The following is a 19,098-nucleotide window of genomic DNA, read 5'->3' as shown; positions in this document are numbered from 1 at the left end:
GCGTTTCTCCCCGTTTACGGGGAGAAAGAAGCTGCCGCAACGCTGGAGACTGGCGAAAGCCGCTGTGGCAGCGCCCTTCTCCCCAGATGAGGAGCAGCGCCGAGTGTCGAACCGCCTTAGCTAAGCCCGCGATCCGGTCGTCACGCCGCCTCCAGCGCCGCCTTCACCGCCGCGATGGCGTCATTGGCCTTGGAGGCATCGGGGCCGCCGGCCTGCGCCATGTCCGGCCGACCGCCGCCGCCCTGCCCTCCAAGCGCGGCGGACGCGACGCGCACGAGATCGACGGCGCTGAAGCGGCCGGTCAAATCGTCTGTGACGCCGACGACCACGCTTGCCTTGTTGTCCTCAGCCGTGCCGACGAAGACGACCACGCCCGAGCCGAGCGTCTTCTTGCCGGCATCCGCCAGCGGCTTCAGGTCCTTCGGCGCGACACCGTTGACCGCCTTGCCGAGGAAGCCGACGCCTGCAACGGTCTCGTTCGCGGCCGGGGCATCGGCAACGGCCGAGACGCCGCCCAGCGCCAGTTTCTTGCGCGCTTCCGTAAGCTCCTTTTCGAGCTTCTTGCGCTCCTCGAGCAGTGTCTCGACGCGCGCCGGCACATCGGCCGGCGAAATCTTCAGGGTCGCCGCCGCGGCCTTCAGCCGCCTGTCCTGCTCGTCGAGATGCTTGCGTGCCGCCTCGCCGGTCAGCGCCTCGATGCGGCGCACGCCGGCCGCCACCGCGCTGTCCGACAGGATGCGCACCAGGCCGATATCGCCGGTCGACGTCACATGCGTGCCGCCACAGAGCTCGACCGAGTAAGGACGATTGGCCTTGGCGCCATGCAGGCCGGTGCCCATCGACACGACGCGGACCTCATCGCCATATTTTTCCCCGAACAGCGCCATCGCGCCTTCGGCGATGGCATCGTCGACCGACATCAGGCGCGTCGTCACCGGGCCGTTCTGCACGACGATCTCGTTGGCCATGCGCTCGACCTCTTCCAGGTCCTCCAACGAGATCGGCTTGTTGTGCGAGATGTCGAAGCGCAATCGGTCGGGCGCGACCAGCGAGCCCTTCTGCGCGACATGCGTGCCCAAAACCTCGCGGAGCGCCTCGTGGATGAGATGCGTCGCGGAATGGTTGGCGCGCAGCCTGGAGCGGCGGGCATGATCGACCTTGAGCTCGACGGCCGCGCCCGTCTTGACCGTGCCTTTAGCCACCTTGCCGAGATGCACGAACAATCCGTCAGCCTTCTTCTGCGTGTCGGAAACCTCGATCGAGAAGCCGTCGCCGGAAATCACGCCGGTGTCGCCCATCTGGCCGCCGGATTCGCCATAGAACGGCGTCTGGTTGACGACCACGGCGACCGCATCGCCCTGATTTGCGCTGTCGATCGTCTTGCCGTCCTTGACCAAGGCCTGGACGATGCCTTCCGCCTGCTCGGTCTCGTAGCCGAGGAACTCGGTCGCGCCTGCCTTTTCGCGCACCGAGAACCACACCGTCTCGGTCGCAGCGTCGCCCGAGCCCGCCCAATGCGCGCGCGCCTCGGCCTTCTGCCGCTCCATCGCATCGGTGAAGCCGGCGATATCGACCGAGATGCTGCGCTGGCGCAGCGCATCCTGCGTCAGATCGAGCGGGAAGCCATAGGTATCGTAGAGCTTGAACGCCGTCTCGCCATCGAGCATGTCGCCGGCATGCAGCGTCTCCGTGGCGTCCGAAAGCAGGCCGAGCCCGCGCACCAGCGTCTTGCGGAAGCGTGTTTCCTCGAGCTTCAGCGTCTCGGTGATCAGCGCCTCGCCGCGCACGAGCTCGGGATAGGCCTGGGCCATCTCGCGCACCAGCGCCGGCACCAGTTGCCACATCAGCGGCTCCCTGGCGCCGAGCAGCTGCGCATGGCGCATGGCGCGGCGCATGATGCGGCGCAGCACGTAGCCACGGCCCTCATTGGACGGCAGCACGCCGTCAGCCACCAGGAAAGAGGACGAGCGCAGGTGATCCGCGATGACGCGATACGACCCGACGTTCTCCTGGTTCGGCCCCTGCCCGAGCGCGGAGGACGCCGCATCGATCAGATGCCTGAACAGGTCGGTCTCGAAGACGCTTTCAACGCCCTGCAGGATCGAGGCCATCCGCTCCAGGCCCATGCCCGTGTCGATCGAGGGGCGCGGCAGGTCGATGCGCTCTTCCTTGGTCACCTGCTCATACTGCATGAACACCAGGTTCCAGAATTCCAGGAACCGGTCGCCGTCCTCTTCCGGGGTGCCGGGCGGTCCGCCCCAGATATGCTCACCGCGGTCGATGAAGATTTCCGAGCACGGGCCGCAGGGGCCGGTGTCGCCCATCGCCCAGAAATTGTCGGAGGTCGGGATGCGGATGATCCGATCGTCGGAGAAGCCGGCGATCTTCTTCCAATAAGCCGCCGCCTCATCGTCGGTGTGATAGACGGTGACGAGCAACTTGTCCTTCTTGAGGCCAAAACTCTTGATGATCAGGTTCCACGCAAGCTCGATGGCGCGCTCCTTGAAATAGTCGCCGAACGAGAAATTGCCGAGCATCTCGAAGAAGGTGAGATGGCGCGCGGTGTAGCCGACATTGTCGAGGTCGTTGTGCTTGCCGCCGGCGCGCACGCTCTTCTGGGCGGTGGAAGCCCGCGAATAGGGACGCTTCTCCAGGCCGGTGAAGACGTTCTTGAACTGCACCATGCCGGCATTGGTGAACATCAGCGTCGGATCGTTGCGCGGCACCAGCGGGCTGGAGGCAACGATCTCGTGACCCTCCTTGCGGAAATAGTCGAGGAATGTCGACCGGATGTCGTTCACGCCACTCATTGCAAACTGCCTTTTCGCGAGAACCGTCGACAACGCCGGCGGCTGATCGGCTTTTGTGTTTCAGAAGATAGATGGGCCTTTTAGCCGTAGCTCTTGACCCTGTCCAGAAACACGAAGTTGGCCAATTCGACGGTCCGTCGGCAGCTCGGCGCTCTCTGGAAATGCAAAACCGCCGGCGCGAAGGCCGGCGGTTCGGGTACGCAATACTCGAGAACTCGATTACATAAGCATAAGCCGATAAACCAGGATTATGGCCGAACTCCGGCTAAGCCGACCAATTGCCTGGCGCGATTCCGAACAGAAAACCGCGCCGCAACGAACCGACTTTACACAGCGCCGGCTTCGTCCTCAAAGCCGTCGTCGCCGCCTTCGGAGCCGCCATTCTCGAGGAATTTCTCGGCGATCAGTCCAGCATTCTGGCGCAGCGCCAGCTCGACCTCGCGCGCGGTATCGGGATTGTCGCGCAGGAACAGCTTGGCGTTCTCGCGGCCCTGGCCGAGGCGCTGCGAATTATAGGAGAACCAGGCGCCCGACTTCTCGATGACGCCCGCCTTGACGCCGAGATCGATCAGCTCGCCGGTCTTCGACACGCCTTCGCCATACATGATGTCGAACTCGACCACCTTGAAGGGCGGGGCGAGCTTGTTCTTGACCACCTTGACGCGGGTCTGGTTGCCGACGACCTCGTCGCGGTCCTTGACCGAGCCGATGCGGCGGATATCGAGGCGCACCGAGGCGTAGAATTTCAGCGCATTGCCGCCGGTGGTGGTTTCGGGCGAGCCGAACATGACGCCGATCTTCATGCGGATCTGGTTGATGAAGATGACCATGGTGTTGGAGCGCGAGATCGAGGCGGTCAGCTTGCGCAGCGCCTGGCTCATCAGCCGGGCCTGCAGGCCCGGCAGCGAATCGCCCATCTCGCCCTCGATTTCAGCGCGCGGTGTAAGTGCTGCCACCGAATCGACCACCAGCACGTCGATGGCGCCCGAGCGCACCAGCGTGTCGCAGATCTCCAGCGCCTGCTCGCCGGTGTCGGGCTGCGAGATCAAAAGGTTCTCGAGGTCGACGCCGAGCTTGCGGGCATAGACCGGGTCGAGCGCGTGCTCGGCATCGACGAAGGCGCAGATGCCGCCCTTCTTCTGGGCTTCCGCCACGGTGTGCAGCGCCAGCGTCGTCTTGCCCGAGCTTTCCGGCCCGTAAATCTCGATGATGCGGCCGCGCGGCAGGCCGCCGACGCCGAGCGCGATGTCGAGGCCGAGCGATCCCGTCGGCACCGTTTCGATCTCGACCACCTGCTCGTTGGCGCCGAGCCGCATGATCGAGCCCTTGCCGAAAGCGCGCTCGATTTGCGACAGCGCCGCATCCAGAGCCTTTGATTTGTCCACTGCCTTATCCTCTACAAGCCGCAAAGAATTCTGAGCCATGATACATCACCCCTTGGTCGTCAATGAAGGCCGGACAATCCGTGATCCCTGCCCTATTTTGTACCTTTTTTGTTCTCATTTGGCAAGGGGCGATAAATAACTGGGGAACAATCAATATCTGGATTTGTTCCTTCTTTGTTTCACCACGGCTAGCGTGAAGCGGAACCACTAGTCCAGAAAAGATTTCGATGTCGCCTGTCCCGAATCGCGACCCGATTGCGTGGCGGCGCGCGGAAACCTAAAGCATGTCCCCGACATGCGCAGCGGTTCCAGGGCGCGATTAAAACCAAAGAACCTGCAGCATGTCACGCGAACCGCTTTCTTGCGTGACATGCTGTAGTGTGCGCAGCCGCGCGATCAACGAGAGTCACTGACCCCACATGCCGACATCTCCAAATATCCTGGCGCTGGGCGGCGCGCATATCGACCGCCGCGGCCAGGTTTCCGGCACTTATATGCCCGCCGCCTCCAATCCCGGCATGATGCGCGAGGATGTCGGCGGCGTCGTCTTCAACGCGCTGCGCAGCGTGGTGAGGCGTGGCGTGTCGGCCTCGCTGATTTCGGTGCGCGGCGGCGACGCGGCGGCGGACACGGTCGCCTCGGCGATCGACAGCGCCGGAATAACCGACCTTTCGGTGGTGTTCCTCGACCGCACGACGCCCAGCTATACGGCGTTGATCGACGCAGATGGTGAGTTGATCGTCGGGCTGGCCGACATGGCGCTCTACGATCTTGCGTTTCCGAAACAGATCCGCCGCGCCAAGGTGCGCGAGGCGATCGCCGCCGCCGACGCCATCCTGTGCGACGCCAACCTGCCGACGGCGGCGCTGGAACGCTTGCTTGCGCTTGCCGGCGGCCGGCCGGTTTTCGCCATCGCCGTCTCGCCGGCCAAGGTCGTTCGCCTGGCGTCGCTGCTCAACGATCTGTCGCTGCTTTTCATGAACCGCCGCGAAGCCGCCGCGCTGGTCGGCGTCGAGCCATCCGGCGAAACCATTGTCGGCCGGCTCAGGCAGGCAGGCCTGGACGCCGGCGTCGTGACGGCCGGCAGTGCTCCGGTGCTGGGCTTCGACGACACCGGTATCTTCGAAATCGATCCGCCGGCGCCGCGCAAGGTCGCCGACGTGACCGGCGCCGGCGATGCCCTGACCGGCGCAACGGTCGCCGCCTTGCTGCGCGGCCTGCCGTTGCGCGCCGCGTTGCGGGAAGGCGTTGCGGCTGCAATGCTCGCCATCGAGAGCCTCGAGGCCGTGCCGTCCTTCACGACCGGCAACTTCACGCAGGCGCTTGCCCTTGTGCCGGAGCCGCGGGAAGTGGCATAGGGCCACCCACTGCCGGAGCAATCCCTTCGGATCGGAGACAGCCATGACGCCGCAAACCGCCCGCCCCTTCACCGACATCCACCCACCCGTGGCGGAAGCGCTTGCCGCCGGCCGTCCGGTGGTGGCGCTGGAGAGCACCATCATCACCCACGGCATGCCCTACCCCGACAATGGCGCGATGGCGGCCAAGGTCGAGCAGATCATCGCCGACGGCGGCGCCGTGCCGGCGACGATCGCGGTGGTCAACGGCCGCATCAAGATCGGGCTGTCCGACGGCGAGCGCGAATCGCTGGCCATGACCGGCGACGCGATGAAGCTGTCGCGCGCCGATATCGGCTTTGCGGTTGCGCAAGGGCGCACCGGCGGCACCACCGTTGCCGCGACCATGATCGCCGCGCATATGGCAGGCATAAAAGTGTTCGCCACCGGCGGCATCGGCGGCGTCCACAAGGGCGCGGAAAAGAGTTTTGATATCTCGGCCGACCTCGACGAACTGTCACGGACGCCGGTCATTGTCGTCTCGGCCGGGGCCAAGGCTATCCTCGACATCGAAAAGACACTGGAAGTGCTGGAGACGCGCGGTGTGCCGGTGATCGGTCATGGCTGCGAGACGATGCCCGCCTTCTGGTCGCGGCAGTCGCCGTTCCGCGCGCCGCTGACGCTGCACGCGCCTGAGGACATCGCGCATTTCTATCGCACGCGACAGGCGTTGGGCCTTGGCGGCGGCGTTCTTGTCGCCAATCCGGTGCCGCAGAACGACGAGATCCCGGCAGACGAGATGGCTGGCTATATCCAGGCCGCGCAGAAGGCCGCCGAGGCGCAAAATGTCACCGGCAAGGCGGTGACGCCGTTCCTGCTGTCGAAAATCCTGGAACTCACCGGCGGCCGCAGCCTGAAAACCAACATCGCGCTGGTCGAGAACAACGCGCGGCTGGCGGCGGAGATCGCCAAGGCGTTGTAACTGTTATTCGAACGTCCAGCAGCCGGGCCAATCGCGATGGCCGAATTCCTTCATACCCCCTCTGGCCTGCCGGCCATCTCCCCCGCAGGGGGGGAGATCAGATGTCACAGTCGCTTTCGCCAATCTCCAACAGTGCAAGACGGGCGGCATGGCCCGAGCTGCCAATCTCCTCCCTTGCGGGGGAGATGGCCGGCAGGACAGAGGGGGGTGGGCGGGAACTCGGCGCCTCCAAAAAGTCGCCCTCGACCAAACGTCACTTCCCCGCCCGCCTTCCCGCCTCATAGGCGCGCCGCACCCAGACCGCCATTTCATCGGGATCGTCAACGCGCTGTCGGGAATGCTCCAATAGGGCATCGCCACCTCCTTGCCGTGGCGCGAGCCGGTATAGGTCCACTGCCTGCAGCCGGCTGCTTCGAAGTCGGGGATACTCTCCTCGTCCGCCTTGAGCATCAGTTCGCCGCGCACGACGACCGCTACGATGACGCCATCGCAATAGACGCCCTTATCGCCGAACAGTTTGCGGATACTGATCGGGCCAAGGCTATCAAACAGCTCTTCGAGTCGCTCATTGTCCATGCCCCAATCATCTCACCCGTCATCGGCCTTGTCATCGCCGCAACCAAAAGCATGCTGACAGGTTGAGATCCGAAATCGGAGGTTCCGCCATGCCCGTCCTGCTCAAAGGCTCCTGCCGCTGCGGCGCCGTCCGCTTCGAGGTGCAAAGCCACACGCCGGTGCCGTTCATGCTCTGCTATTGCTCGATCTGCCGCAAGCAGCAGGGCGGCGGCGGGTTTGCGATCAATCTCGGCGCCGATTACGAGACAATGAAGATCCTGGGCAAACGCAATCTCGGTGTCTATCGCGCCGAGATTGAGGACGACGAGCATCCGCATTGCGAGGTCTCGACCGGCGAGCGCAATTTTTGCAGGAAATGCGGCTCGGCACTGTGGCTCTACGACCCGACCTGGCCGGACCTCGTCCACCCCTTCGCCTCGGCCATCGACAGCGACCTGCCGAAGCCGCCTGAGAAGGTGCATCTGATGCTCAAATACAAGGCCAACTGGGTCGAGCCGGATATCGAAAAGAACGACAAGGTGTTCGATGTCTATCCGCAGGAATCGATTGCCGACTGGCACAAGCGCACCGGCATGTGGGTAGATTAGCGTTCTCTTCTCCCCTTTCTACGGGGAGAAGATGCCGGTGCACCCTCTGCAGCCGCTGCGGAGGACGGGCAGGCAGATGAGGGGCGGAGCCAGCTTCGGATAGGGCAGCGTTACCCCTCATCCGGCCCTTCGGGCCACCTTCTCCCCGTAAACGGGGCGAAGGAAGAATTCAGGAAGCGCGCGCCTCGGCAAGCGCCTTGAGGTCGGCCGGCTTCAGCTCGACCGATTCGCCGCAGCCGCAGGCCGAGCTCTGGTTCGGGTTTTTGAAAGTGAAGCCGGTGCGCAGCGTCGTCTGCTCGAAATCCATCTCGGTGCCGAACAGGAAGAGCGCCGCCTCCGGCGCGACATAGACATGGGCGCCGTCGCGCTCGATATGGTCGTCCTTGGGATTGGGCTCGGTGACCAGATCGACCGTATATTCCATGCCGGCGCAACCGCCCTTCTTGATGCCGAGGCGGATGCCATGCGCACTCTCGCGGGTGGCAACGATCTCGCGCACCCGGTCGGCGGCCTTCTCGGTCATCGTGATGACGGCAAAGCGTCCCATATCATTCTCCACGTTCGCGCGGGGTCAAGGCGCGCGGAATGAGTCTGCCCTTAAGATGGTGAACTTTCACCTACGGTGCAAGTCAGCCAATCTTTTCAGGCCGATCCCTAATACCAGCCAACCGCCACCTGCGCTTCTTCCGACATGCGGTCGGGCGTCCACGGCGGATCGAACGTCATGTTGACCTCGACGCCGGAAACACCTTCGACGGCGCCGACAGCATTTTCCACCCAGCCGGGCATTTCGCCCGCCACTGGGCAGCCGGGCGCGGTCAGCGTCATGTCGATCTTCACCGAGCGGTCGTCCTCGATGTCGATCTTGTAGACGAGGCCGAGCTCATAGATATCGGCCGGGATTTCCGGGTCGTAGACCGTCTTCAGCGCCGAGACGATGTCGTCGGTCAGCCGCGCCAGCTCGTCGGCGGGGATCGTCGAAGCCGTGACGATGCCGTTGCCTGCCGTTTCCGGGCCTGCCGCTTCTGGAGCAGTGTCTGCGGTCGCGCTCACATCGTCCATAATCATCACCCGAAGAACTTTCGCGCCTTTTCCAGCGCCTCGGCCAAAGCGTCGACTTCGGCCCTTGTATTATACATGCCGAACGACGCCCTGCATGTGGAGGTGACGCCGAAGCGTTTCAACAGCGGCTGGGCGCAATGCGTGCCCGCCCGCACTGCCACGCCCTGCCGGTCGATCACCATCGACACGTCATGCGCATGGATACCTTGCAATTCGAACGAGATGATGGCGCCCTTGCCGGGCGCGTCACCGAAGATGCGCAGCGAGTTGATCGCGCGCAGCCGCTCATGCGCGTAAGTCTTGAGGTCCGCCTCATGGGCTGCGATACGCTCGCGGCCGACCTTTTCCATGTAGTCGAGCGCGGCACCCAGGCCGATCGCCTGCACGATCGGCGGCGTGCCGGCCTCGAAGCGGTGCGGCGGCTCGTTGTAGGTGACGATATCCTGCGTCACCTCCTCGATCATCTCGCCGCCGCCCATGAAAGGCCGCATCTCTTCCAGCCTATCCTTCTTGCCATAGAGCACGCCGATGCCCGACGGGCCATAGACCTTGTGGCCGGTAAAGACGAAGAAATCGCAGTCGAGATCCTGCACGTCGATCGGCATATGCACGGCGCTCTGGCTGCCGTCGACGAGCACGGGAATTCCGCGCGCATGCGCGATGCGCACGATTTCCTTGATCGGCGTCACCGTGCCCAGCGCATTGGACATCTGCGTGATGGCGACGAGTTTGGTGCGGCTGGTCAGCCGCTTGTCGAATTCCTCGATGTGGAAGGCACCGAGATCGTCGACTGGCACCCAGACCAGCTTGGCGCCCTGGCGCTCGCGGATGAAATGCCATGGCACGATGTTGGAGTGGTGCTCCATGATCGACAGCACGATCTCGTCACCCTCGCCGATCCTCGGCATGCCGTAGCCATAAGCGACCGTGTTGATCGCCGAGGTGGTGTTGGAGGTGAAGACGATATTGTCCGTGCTGGGCGCGTTGAGAAACCTCTGCACCGATTTGCGCGCGTTCTCATAGGCATCGGTCGCGGCGTTCGACAGGAAATGCAGGCCGCGGTGAACGTTGGCGTATTCCTGGGAATAGGCGTGCTGGATGGTGTCGAGCACCACTTGCGGCTTCTGCGCCGAGGCGCCATTGTCGAGATAGACCAGCGGCTTGCCATAGACCTGGCGCGACAGGATCGGGAAGTCGCGGCGGATCGCCTCGACGTCATAGGGGGTGGTTTCGATCTTCTGGTCCATCACAAGCTCTTTCGAGGCTCCGCCTCACTCCGTCCAGCACCCCTCATCCGTCTTGGCGCTCCGCGCCAATCCACCTTCTCCCACAAGGGGAGAAAGAGGCGCTACCCGTGCGTCGAGAACCAGCCGTCGAGCCGCCCTTCGAGCGCTTCGACCAGCGCCTCGTCGTCCAATTCCTCGATCACTTCGGCCACGAAAGCCTTCACCAGAAGGCCACGCGCCGCCTTCTCGTCGATGCCGCGCGCCATCAGGTAGAACAGATGGTCGTGGTCGATCTCGGTGACTGTCGCACCATGGCCGCAGACGACGTCGTCGGCGAAGATTTCCAGCTCCGGCTTGGTCGAGAACTCGCCGTCGTCCGACAGAAGCAGCGTGTTGCAGGCCATCTTGGCGTTGGTCTTCTGCGCATATTGATGCACGTTGATGCGGCCCTGGAAGACGCCTCGCGCCTTGCCGGTCACGACGTTGCGGATCACCTCGGTCGACGTCGTGTGCGGTACGGCGTGGTCAAGCACCATGGTGGTGTCGGTATGCGTGTCGCCGGCCAGAAGGTTGATGCCGCGCAGCTTGAAGTCCGCGCCCTCGCCCGTCGTCCTGACGACCACTTCCTGGCGCACCAGCCTGCCGCCGGCGTTCATCACGAACAGCGTCAGCTTCGCATCCTTGCCGATATGCGCCTTGAACTGGGCGAGATGCGTGGCCGTATCCGGCTGCTCCTGCACGATCAGCCAGGTCACCTCCGCGCCGTCGCCAACCACGAGCTGGCTGACCGAGCTGACGAGCGCCTCGTCGCCCTCGCCCGTCTGGCGCTCGACGATCACCGCCTTGGCGCCGGCCCCGACCTTCGCCAGCAGCCGCACATGCGACTGGCCGCCGGCCTGCAGGTTCTGCAATTCCATAGGCTTTTCCAGCTCGGCGCCGTCCGCGATATCGACGAAATAGCCATCGGCGACGAAGGCGGTGTTCAGCGCACCGATCGCGTCGTCGTCGCCATAGGAATCGAGCCCCGGCGCAACGCTGCCGTCGGTCAGCTTCTCCGATAGGCGCTGCACGGTGACGCCTTCGATCTCCGGCACCTTGGCGTTGGAGACGCCGTTCAACACCGGCAGCACGGCCGAGCCTTCAAGAACCGGCGCAAGCGCCTTCGCGACCGCGCCGGCCTCGAAAGCCGGCACCTTGGTCAGCAGCCGGCGCAGGTCGGTATAGTGCCAAGATTCGATGCGGCGCGTCGGCAGGCCGTGCTTGATCGCCTCGATCGCGTCGTCGCGCTTGACCATCACCGCGCCGTCGCCGGGCAGCAGCGACAGCCGCTCGCCGAAGGCATCGATCAGCGCCGTCTCGGCCAATGTCCGCTGGGGCTGTGCATGCATGTTCATGACTTTTGCCTCGACTGCCCCCATCTCACGCGGCTTGCCCGATCACGCCGGCATAGCCATTGGCCTCGAGATCGAGCGCCAGCGACTTGTCGCCCGACTTGATGACCTGACCCTTGTAGAGCACGTGCACGCTATCCGGCACGATGTGTTCGAGCAGCCGCTGGTAGTGAGTGATGACGACAATGGCGCGCTCCGGCGAACGCAGTGCGTTGACGCCGTCCGAGACGATCTTCAGCGCGTCGATGTCGAGACCGGAATCGGTTTCATCGAGCACGCAGAGCTTTGGCTCGAGCAATTTCATCTGCAGGATCTCGGCACGCTTCTTCTCGCCGCCGGAAAAGCCGACATTGAGTGGCCGCTTCAGCATCGCCATGTCCATGTTGAGCGAGGCGGCTGCCTCCTTCACCCGCTTCAGGAACTCCGGGATCTTCAGCGGCTCCTCGCGGCGCGCCTTGCGCTGCTCGTTCATCGCCACCTTCAGGAACTCCATGGTCGCGACGCCCGGTATCTCCATCGGATACTGGAAGGCGAGGAAGATGCCGGCGGTGGCGCGCTCGGCCGGATCCATCTCCAGGATCGACTGTCCGTTGTAGAGGATATCGCCTTCGGTCACCTCATAGTCCTCGCGGCCGGCGAGGATATAGGACAGCGTCGACTTTCCCGAGCCGTTCGGCCCCATGATGGCGGCGACCTCGCCGGCTTTCACCGTCAGATTCAGGCCGCGGATGATCTCGGTGCCGTCGTCGACGATGCGGGCGTGCAGGTTCTTGATCTCAAGCATTTTCGTTCCGTTCCAGAAAATTTCCGTTCAAATTCAATGCCAACGCCAGCGCCAGTCGCCATCCGTCTTGGCCTTGATGAGCGGGATGGTTGCGCCCGTCAGGGCAAGAACAGCCAGGATGACCAGCCAGGCGGCAGCGCCCTTGTGAATAAGGATCAGCGAAAGGGCTACGACGATCGCGATGTAGACGACCATGAAGGCCCAGCCCTTCCAGTTGTCCGGCGTGGCGCCATAGCCGAAGCGCTTCGGCCTGAACCATTTATCTCCGGCCATTGGAAGCTCCTTTCGAAGCGCGCGGCAGCGTCGCCATCATCAGCCCACTGAGCCTTCCAGCGAGATGCCGATCAGCTTCTGCGCCTCGACGGCGAACTCCATCGGCAGCTGCTGGATGACGTCCTTGACGAAGCCGTTGACGATCAGCGCGATCGCCTCTTCCTCGGGGATGCCGCGCTGCATGACGTAGAACTTCTGGTCCTCGGAGATCTTCGACGTCGTCGCTTCATGCTCGAACTGCGCCGTCGAGTTCTTGGCTTCCATGTAGGGCACGGTGTGCGCGCCGCATTGGTCGCCGATCAAAAGCGAGTCGCAGTTGGTGAAGTTGCGCGCGTTGCTCGCCTTGCGATGCGCCGAGACCTGGCCGCGATAGGTGTTCTGCGAAAAGCCGGCGGCGATGCCCTTGGAGATGATGCGGCTCGACGTGTTCTTGCCGAGATGGATCATCTTGGTGCCGCTGTCGACCTGCTGGTAGCCGTTGGACACCGCGATCGAATAGAACTCGCCGCTGGAATCGTCGCCGCGCAGGATGCAGCTCGGGTATTTCCAGGTGATCGCAGAACCGGTCTCGACCTGCGTCCACGATATCTTAGAACGGTCGCCGCGGCAGTCGCCGCGCTTGGTGACGAAATTGTAGATGCCGCCCTTGCCCTGCGCGTCGCCGGGATACCAGTTCTGCACCGTCGAATATTTGATCTCGGCATCGTCGAGCGCGATCAGTTCGACCACCGCCGCATGCAACTGGTTCTCATCGCGCTGCGGCGCCGTGCAGCCTTCGAGATAGGAGACGTAAGCCCCCTCCTCGGCGATGATAAGCGTGCGTTCGAACTGGCCGGTGTTCTTCTCGTTGATGCGAAAATAGGTCGACAGCTCCATCGGGCAGCGCACGCCCTTCGGCACGAAGACGAAGGAACCGTCGGTGAACACCGCCGAATTCAGCGTCGCGTAGAAATTGTCGGAGGTCGGCACGACCGAGCCGAGATACTTCTTGACCAGCTCCGGATGCTCGCGGATCGCTTCCGAGATCGAGCAGAAGATGACGCCCGCCTGCGCCAGTTCCTTCTTGAACGTGGTGACGACCGATACGGAATCGAACACCGCATCGACCGCGACGCGACCCGACTTGTAGACATTGTCGCTGGCTTCCTCGAGTTCGGAAGCGTCCGTCTTCTGCACACCGGCGAGGATTTCCTGCTCCTTGAGCGGAATGCCGAGCTTCTCATAGACCTTGAGCAGTTCGGGGTCGACATCGCTCAGCGACTTCGGGCCCGGCGTGCTCTTCGGCGCGGCGTAGTAGTGGATGTCCTGAAAGTCGATCTTCGGATAATGGACGCGCGCCCAGGTCGGTTCTTCCAGCGTCAGCCAACGGCGATAGGCTCCCAGACGCCATTCCAGCATCCAGTCCGGCTCATCCTTCTTGGCCGAGATGAAGCGAATGATGTCTTCGCTCAGGCCCTTGGGGGCCTTGTCCATCTCGATCTCTGTCTGGAATCCGTATTTATACTGGTCGACGTCGATCTTTCGGACTCGATCGATCGTCTCCTGCACAGCAGGCATAAGCGTTCTCCATCCACGCCGGGGTCAAGGCCCGGCAGTTTTCAAACTATGGCACCACCCGAACCGGGAGCGGCTCGCGGCGGAGTAAGTTCCATATAGTGCGTGTCGGCCGGAAATTCACCCGGCCAGTACAAAACGCACGGCTCTACCAGGCCACATGGCCTGAATTCATCCTTGCCGCCGTCAGGCAGCTTCTTCCTTACCCGCCCGGCGGGCGACGATGCCGGCCAATGCGGCCCGGAAGGCCGCGATATCCTCGGCACCGGTCGCGCGACCGATCGAAACGCGCAAGGCGCCCAGGCTGTCGCCGTGGCCCATCGCCTTCAGCACATGGCTCGGTCCGACTTTTCCCGACGAGCAGGCCGAGCCCGCCGACAGCGCGACGCCGGCAAGATCGAAAGCGATCTGCGCCGTCTCGGCCTTGATGCCGGGAATAGCGAAGAATGTCGTATTGGCAAGCCTTGGAGCGCCTTTTCCGAAGATTTCCGCGTCCGGCGCCAGTTCCGTCACGATGGCCTCGATTTCATCACGACGCCGCGCAATGGCCGCGATATCGTCCAGGCTCGCAAGCGCTGCCCGCGCCGCGGCGCCGAAACCGGCAATGCCGGCGACGTTTTCGGTGCCGGCGCGGTGGCCCTTTTCCTGGCCGCCGCCGTTGATCAGCGGACGCGGCATCATCAGGTCGGACGCGGCGACGATCGCGCCGACGCCCTTCGGGCCGCCGATCTTATGCGAGGACAGGATCAGATAGTCGGTATAAGGCGCTGACATATCGAGCGGAATCCGCCCGGCAGCCTGCACGGCATCGACAACCAGCACCCCACCCGCGGCCTTGACGATTTCGGCGATGCGCCCGACCGGCTGGACAACGCCGGTCTCGTTGTTGGCGGCGTGGATCGCCACCAGTGGCAGGCCGGCGGCCTTGTCATGCGCGGCAAGCGCGGCAGAAAGCATGTCGAGATCGGCAATGCCGTTCCGGTCGACGCCGATCTTCGTAACCTGCGCTGCCGCAAACCGCCCGCCATTCAGGATGCAGGGATGGTCGGCCGCCGAGACATAGAGGTGGCTCATGCGAATAGCGCCGCGCCCCATCTGCCAGTCAGGCGTAAGCAGCATCGAGGCGGCTTCGGTGGCGCCGGAGGTGAAGACGACATGTTCAGGCCTGGCATTGACCAGCCGCGCCACGTCGCGGCGCGCGTCCTCGACCAGCCGGCGCGAAGCGCGCCCTTCCGTGTGGACCGATGACGGATTGGCGGCATCGAGCGCGGCGACCATCGCCGCCCGCGCTTCCGCAATAAGCGGCGCGCTGGCGTTGTAGTCGAGATAGGCGCGGGTTGCGGCCATTTTCGCTCGGTTCGTCCTTTCGCCAACTATCCCGCGAGGATAGCGCGTTATTTCCTTGAAATTGCAAGGCAAGCCGTCCTATTTACCCGGCTTGCGGCGCGGGCGGCCAAACGATTGCGTTTCGGCTACCCAGTTTTGAATAATTCTAAACTAGCTTCTAGGAAGACGCTCGCCCGGCGTCAAGGCCGCAGAAAAGCTGGGGCCAGAAGAGTTCCGGGGCAGCGCCTTCGTATGCCACGTGGAGTATTTTATGCCTGAGGTCATTTTCGCCGGTCCGGCTGGTCGCCTGGAGGGACGTTATCAGCCCTCCAAGGAAAAGAGCGCGCCGATCGCCATCGTGCTGCACCCGCACCCGCAATTCGGCGGCACGATGAACAACAAGATCGTCTACGACCTCTTCTACATGTTCCAGAAGCGCGATTTCACCACGCTCCGCTTCAATTTCCGCGGCATCGGCCGCAGCCAGGGCGAGTTCGACCACGGCACCGGCGAATTGTCGGACGCGGCCGCAGCCCTCGACTGGGTGCAGTCGCTGCATCCGGATTCCAAGAGCTGCTGGGTCGCCGGCTACTCCTTCGGCTCGTGGATCGGCATGCAGCTTCTGATGCGCCGCCCTGAGATCGAGGGCTTCATCTCGGTCGCGCCGCAGCCCAACACCTACGACTTCTCCTTCCTGGCGCCCTGTCCGTCATCCGGCCTGATCATCCACGGCGACGCCGACAAGGTGGCGCCGCCGAAGGATGTGCAGGGGCTGGTCGACAAGCTGCACACGCAAAAGGGCATCACCATCACCCAGAAGACGATTCCCGGCGCCAATCACTTCTTTGCCAACGACGCAGAGCTGCTTATCCAGGAATGCGCCGACTATCTCGACCGCCGGCTGGCCGGTGAGCTCGCCGATCCGCGGCCGAAACGACTGAGATAACGCGCACGGACTATCGCCTTGAGCATTCGCGCCTAAAGGCGCGGGACAATGCTGCGTCGGAATAAAAAACCAGCAACGCTATGAGCGGTCTGGCGTAAGCTCTTCAGAAGGGCTCGCCTGCCTGCCCGCCCTGGCGTTAGGCGGATCGGACCAGCCCAGGCGGAAGGTCCGCTTGCGCATCGGCAGCTTTGACGGCGTATGGCCGAAGATGAAACCGAGACGGGCAAAAACCAGCCCCGAAATGATAGCGAAGGCCAGCCCCAGGCCGAAGCCGGCGACGGTGTCGCTTGGATAATGCGCGCCGACAAACACACGCGTCGAGGCAATGCAGGCCGTGACGATAAAAGCGATGGTCCAGCGCCTGGGAAAAAGCAGCAGCAGCATGCCGAAGACCGCGCCCATCGTCGTGGCATGGCCGGAGGGGAAACCGGCGAAGCGCGCATCCATGGCGAAAGGATGCAGCGACAAGACCCCGAAACTGTCGAAATAGAGCGGCCGCGCGCGGCCGATGCCATATTTCAGAAGGTTCACCGCCAGGCCGGAAAGGCCGACCGTGCAAAGCACGAAGAAGGCCAAACACGTCCAGTTGTAGATGATCATCCGCCCGTGCCTGGGCAGGCTGCGCCAGTCCGTCAGATTGGCGACGACGAGGCAGAGCGCCGCCGGAATGAGGTACCAGCCGCCCAGGCCGAATTGCGTGAAGAAATCGGTGAAGCGCACGAAGCCAGGTGACCATTCGCCGCGCATCTCGCCGGCGCCGGCGTCGAGCCGCAGGAAGATTGCTACGGTAAGCAGCACCCAGGCCAGCAGCCAGACGCTCCACAAAATCCTTGGATAGCGCGCCGGGCGCACGACAAAGCGTCGCTTCACGATCGTCATCGTGTCGCGGAAATTGCCGAGCGAGCGGCGGTAAAGGGCAAGGGGCGCGGCGGACATGGCTTTAGCGCAAGTCTATAGGGGCATTCGATGGCCGAAGCTATCGTTCACGGAGCCACCCGGTACAGGCCGAGCGACAGCTTGTCTCCTGACGAATAGTTGATGCCGTCGATCTCGGTCAGTCGCCTTGCCGACTTGCCCTGGGTGGCCAGCATATCGGTAAGCTTCTGCTCCTCCTTGATTGGCGCAAGGCCAAGTGCGCAAGATGGATCGGCCAGCAGATGCTGCGCCACGCCCTCGACGTCGGTGAGCACGGTCTTGGTGCCGACCAGGAAGACGAGGCTCGGCTCCTGGAACCTCGCCGAGGCAAGCACCGTGGCGTCGCAAGGGCGATTGGCGTCGACCGCGGCCTTGATGGCGGGGCTTAGCCAGATCGGCTTCAGCGAGGGCGCGATGACGCCGAACAGCAGGCTGAAGGAGATGCCCGCGCCGACGGCGATCGCCGCGATGCGCGGAAGCGACACCTGCAACTGGCGTGGAAAGGCGAGATAGCCGGTGATCAGAACGGCGATCGCCGCCGGTATGCTCCACCAGGAGAAGGTCTTGTTGAGATAAAGCGGCGCGCCGACGCAAACCGCGGCAAGGCCGATCGCGACCACGGCAAGGCCGAAGGCGGTCGCCCACCACAGCCATGTCTGCCATCGTCTGAGCGGTGCGTTGGCCTGGTCCGCCGGCAAGGTGAGCAGCCAGCCGATCAGCAGCGCCATGCCGGGATAGGCCGGCATGACATAATGCGGCAGCTTGGTCGGGATCGCCTCGAAGACCAGCCAGAACGGAATGTACCAGGCGAGGCAGAAGCGCAGGCGCGGATCGTCCCGGAAACGGTTGATGGCCTGCAGTCCGGCGCCGACCGCGATCAACCCGAACGGCCACATGAACAGCGAATAGGTCAGCATGTAGAAGCCGGGCGGCAGGCCGTGCGATTCCTCGCCTTGCGCCACCTTGTTCAGCATGTCCTTGCCGACCGCTTCCTGGAAGAAGGCGCCGCCGCTCTTCCAGGAGATGAGGAAGAGCCATGGCAGCACGATCGCGAGCACGATGACGACGCCGCGCACCAGCTTCATCTTGAGCAGCCAGCGCCAGTCGCGATCGAAGGCAACCAGCGCCGTCGCCGTAAGCAGCGACAGCAGCGGCGAGACCGGCCCCTTGATGAGGATGCCCAGGCCCTGCGCGATCCAGAAGATCCAGGGCAGATGCCCGGGAACCGGTTCGTTGCGTTTTGCCGCCATATAGACCTGCGCCAGCGCGCCTTGCGCCGCCACGCAGCACGCCAGAAGCATGGCATCGGTCTTGGCGTCGCGCCCCTCGAAGGCGGTTGCGAAGATCGCCGCCATCATCAGGCCGGCGGCCAGCCCGGCATTGGCGCCGAAGAGTTTCGCGCCGGTCCAGCCGATGCCGACGACGGCGATCGCGATGCCCAGCATGGAGACCAGGCGATAGACCCAGATCGGCGCCGCGGCCCCCTCGCCGCTCAGCGCCACGGCCGCGGACTGCAGCCAATAGATGCCGATCGGCTTCTTGTAACGCGTGACATCCTGCAGGCGGATGTCGACATAGTCGCCCGTCTCGACCATCTGCTTGGTCGCCTGGACGAAGCGGGCTTCGTCGCGATCGACCGGCGGCAGGCTGGCCAGCCCGCTGACGGTCATGACGATGCTGAACAGAAAGAGGAAAAAATAGTTCCTGTTCATCGCGGGAGCTCGTCCGATCTGAAACTGCGGGATGGCCCCGTCGCGGCGCATGGACGCCTGTCTTTGCGCGGCGCCTCATTACGCCAGCAAAAAGGGCGAAGCAAGGACGCGTGGGTTTCGAGTGACCGGTCGCAAACCGGAAGCGTGATCGAACGCAAAACCGGATTCCACTTTTGCTGATCGCCGGTCTTCACCTTGCCGGGCGATCGAACGCAAAACCGGATTCCACTTT

Annotated in this window: 16 protein-coding genes and 1 pseudogene; 4 read left to right on the top strand and 13 right to left on the bottom strand. The window is 63.6% G+C overall.

Annotated features, from left to right (window positions below):
* Positions 1-140: 140 nt before the first annotated feature.
* Together alaS and recA are read right to left on the bottom strand one after the other, a co-directional pair.
* On the bottom strand, positions 141-2,810 hold the full coding sequence (gene alaS, locus RFM68_RS24560; RefSeq protein WP_320235610.1) for an alanine--tRNA ligase: 2,670 nt from the start codon (positions 2,808-2,810) through the stop codon (positions 141-143).
* A gap of 326 nt (positions 2,811-3,136) precedes the next feature.
* Positions 3,137-4,234 (bottom strand): recombinase RecA, encoded by a 1,098-nt coding sequence (gene recA, locus RFM68_RS24555; RefSeq protein WP_320235609.1) that lies wholly within the window; start codon positions 4,232-4,234, stop codon positions 3,137-3,139.
* 380 nt (positions 4,235-4,614) lie between these two features.
* Between recA and RFM68_RS24550 the strand changes: the two genes are divergently transcribed.
* Together RFM68_RS24550 and RFM68_RS24545 are read left to right on the top strand one after the other, a co-directional pair.
* Positions 4,615-5,553, top strand: a complete 939-nt coding sequence (locus tag RFM68_RS24550) for a carbohydrate kinase family protein (RefSeq protein WP_320235608.1) — start codon at positions 4,615-4,617, stop codon at positions 5,551-5,553.
* A gap of 43 nt (positions 5,554-5,596) precedes the next feature.
* On the top strand, positions 5,597-6,514 hold the full coding sequence (locus RFM68_RS24545; protein ID WP_320235607.1) for a pseudouridine-5'-phosphate glycosidase: 918 nt from the start codon (positions 5,597-5,599) through the stop codon (positions 6,512-6,514).
* 253 nt (positions 6,515-6,767) lie between these two features.
* On the opposite strand, the pseudogene RFM68_RS24540 reads toward RFM68_RS24545, so the two are convergent.
* Positions 6,768-7,090 (bottom strand): annotated as a pseudogene (locus tag RFM68_RS24540) (TfoX/Sxy family protein).
* Positions 7,091-7,179: 89 nt separating this feature from the next.
* On the opposite strand from RFM68_RS24540, the gene RFM68_RS24535 reads away from it, so the two are divergent.
* Positions 7,180-7,677, top strand: coding sequence for a GFA family protein (locus tag RFM68_RS24535; protein ID WP_320235606.1), 498 nt, complete (start codon positions 7,180-7,182; stop codon positions 7,675-7,677).
* 169 nt (positions 7,678-7,846) lie between these two features.
* Here RFM68_RS24535 and sufA read toward each other — a convergent pair whose 3' ends face one another.
* From sufA to RFM68_RS24495, 8 genes are all read right to left on the bottom strand, one after another.
* A complete protein-coding gene (gene sufA, locus RFM68_RS24530) occupies positions 7,847-8,224 on the bottom strand; it encodes a Fe-S cluster assembly scaffold SufA (RefSeq protein WP_320235605.1) in 378 nt (125 codons plus the stop codon).
* A 107-nt stretch (positions 8,225-8,331) separates the two neighbouring features.
* Entirely contained in the window at positions 8,332-8,739 is a 408-nt protein-coding gene (locus RFM68_RS24525; protein WP_320235604.1) for an SUF system Fe-S cluster assembly protein, read from the bottom strand.
* Positions 8,740-8,744: 5 nt separating this feature from the next.
* Positions 8,745-9,986, bottom strand: coding sequence for a cysteine desulfurase (locus tag RFM68_RS24520; protein WP_320235603.1), 1,242 nt, complete (start codon positions 9,984-9,986; stop codon positions 8,745-8,747).
* A gap of 101 nt (positions 9,987-10,087) precedes the next feature.
* Complete coding sequence (gene sufD / locus RFM68_RS24515) at positions 10,088-11,359, bottom strand: Fe-S cluster assembly protein SufD (RefSeq protein WP_320235602.1); 1,272 nt, start codon at positions 11,357-11,359, stop codon at positions 10,088-10,090.
* Between the two features lie 25 nt (positions 11,360-11,384).
* Complete coding sequence (sufC, locus tag RFM68_RS24510) at positions 11,385-12,140, bottom strand: Fe-S cluster assembly ATPase SufC (protein ID WP_320235601.1); 756 nt, start codon at positions 12,138-12,140, stop codon at positions 11,385-11,387.
* Positions 12,141-12,173: 33 nt separating this feature from the next.
* A complete protein-coding gene (locus RFM68_RS24505) occupies positions 12,174-12,413 on the bottom strand; it encodes a hypothetical protein (RefSeq protein ID WP_320235600.1) in 240 nt (79 codons plus the stop codon).
* Positions 12,414-12,452: 39 nt separating this feature from the next.
* Positions 12,453-13,970, bottom strand: coding sequence for a Fe-S cluster assembly protein SufB (sufB, locus tag RFM68_RS24500; protein ID WP_320235598.1), 1,518 nt, complete (start codon positions 13,968-13,970; stop codon positions 12,453-12,455).
* A 183-nt stretch (positions 13,971-14,153) separates the two neighbouring features.
* On the bottom strand, positions 14,154-15,314 hold the full coding sequence (locus RFM68_RS24495; RefSeq protein WP_320235597.1) for a cysteine desulfurase family protein: 1,161 nt from the start codon (positions 15,312-15,314) through the stop codon (positions 14,154-14,156).
* 250 nt (positions 15,315-15,564) lie between these two features.
* Here RFM68_RS24495 and RFM68_RS24490 point away from each other — a divergent pair, with 250 nt between their 5' ends.
* Complete coding sequence (locus tag RFM68_RS24490; protein WP_320235596.1) at positions 15,565-16,239, top strand: alpha/beta hydrolase; 675 nt, start codon at positions 15,565-15,567, stop codon at positions 16,237-16,239.
* A gap of 78 nt (positions 16,240-16,317) precedes the next feature.
* Here the strand turns inward: RFM68_RS24490 and RFM68_RS24485 are convergent, their stop codons facing one another.
* Together RFM68_RS24485 and RFM68_RS24480 are read right to left on the bottom strand one after the other, a co-directional pair.
* Positions 16,318-17,175, bottom strand: a complete 858-nt coding sequence (locus RFM68_RS24485) for a phosphatase PAP2 family protein (RefSeq protein ID WP_320235595.1) — start codon at positions 17,173-17,175, stop codon at positions 16,318-16,320.
* A gap of 47 nt (positions 17,176-17,222) precedes the next feature.
* On the bottom strand, positions 17,223-18,866 hold the full coding sequence (locus tag RFM68_RS24480; protein WP_320235594.1) for an ArnT family glycosyltransferase: 1,644 nt from the start codon (positions 18,864-18,866) through the stop codon (positions 17,223-17,225).
* Positions 18,867-19,098: the final 232 nt, after the last annotated feature.

Source organism: Mesorhizobium montanum (assembly GCF_033977145.1).
Taxonomy (GTDB): Bacteria; Pseudomonadota; Alphaproteobacteria; order Rhizobiales; family Rhizobiaceae; genus Mesorhizobium; species Mesorhizobium montanum.
This window is presented reverse-complemented; position numbering and strand designations above follow the sequence as displayed.

Excerpts from the sequence above, each read along its gene's own strand:
- alaS (WP_320235610.1), bottom strand. The coding sequence starts at position 2,810 with ATGAGTGGCGTGAACGACATCCGGTCGACATTCCTCGACTATTTCCGC.
- recA (WP_320235609.1), bottom strand. The coding sequence starts at position 4,234 with ATGGCTCAGAATTCTTTGCGGCTTGTAGAGGATAAGGCAGTGGACAAA.
- RFM68_RS24550 (WP_320235608.1), top strand. The coding sequence starts at position 4,615 with ATGCCGACATCTCCAAATATCCTGGCGCTGGGCGGCGCGCATATCGAC.
- RFM68_RS24545 (WP_320235607.1), top strand. The coding sequence starts at position 5,597 with ATGACGCCGCAAACCGCCCGCCCCTTCACCGACATCCACCCACCCGTG.
- RFM68_RS24535 (WP_320235606.1), top strand. The coding sequence starts at position 7,180 with ATGCCCGTCCTGCTCAAAGGCTCCTGCCGCTGCGGCGCCGTCCGCTTC.
- sufA (WP_320235605.1), bottom strand. The coding sequence starts at position 8,224 with ATGGGACGCTTTGCCGTCATCACGATGACCGAGAAGGCCGCCGACCGG.
- RFM68_RS24525 (WP_320235604.1), bottom strand. The coding sequence starts at position 8,739 with ATGGACGATGTGAGCGCGACCGCAGACACTGCTCCAGAAGCGGCAGGC.
- RFM68_RS24520 (WP_320235603.1), bottom strand. The coding sequence starts at position 9,986 with ATGGACCAGAAGATCGAAACCACCCCCTATGACGTCGAGGCGATCCGC.
- sufD (WP_320235602.1), bottom strand. The coding sequence starts at position 11,359 with ATGAACATGCATGCACAGCCCCAGCGGACATTGGCCGAGACGGCGCTG.
- sufC (WP_320235601.1), bottom strand. The coding sequence starts at position 12,140 with ATGCTTGAGATCAAGAACCTGCACGCCCGCATCGTCGACGACGGCACC.
- RFM68_RS24505 (WP_320235600.1), bottom strand. The coding sequence starts at position 12,413 with ATGGCCGGAGATAAATGGTTCAGGCCGAAGCGCTTCGGCTATGGCGCC.
- sufB (WP_320235598.1), bottom strand. The coding sequence starts at position 13,970 with ATGCCTGCTGTGCAGGAGACGATCGATCGAGTCCGAAAGATCGACGTC.
- RFM68_RS24495 (WP_320235597.1), bottom strand. The coding sequence starts at position 15,314 with ATGGCCGCAACCCGCGCCTATCTCGACTACAACGCCAGCGCGCCGCTT.
- RFM68_RS24490 (WP_320235596.1), top strand. The coding sequence starts at position 15,565 with ATGCCTGAGGTCATTTTCGCCGGTCCGGCTGGTCGCCTGGAGGGACGT.
- RFM68_RS24485 (WP_320235595.1), bottom strand. The coding sequence starts at position 17,175 with ATGTCCGCCGCGCCCCTTGCCCTTTACCGCCGCTCGCTCGGCAATTTC.
- RFM68_RS24480 (WP_320235594.1), bottom strand. The coding sequence starts at position 18,866 with ATGAACAGGAACTATTTTTTCCTCTTTCTGTTCAGCATCGTCATGACC.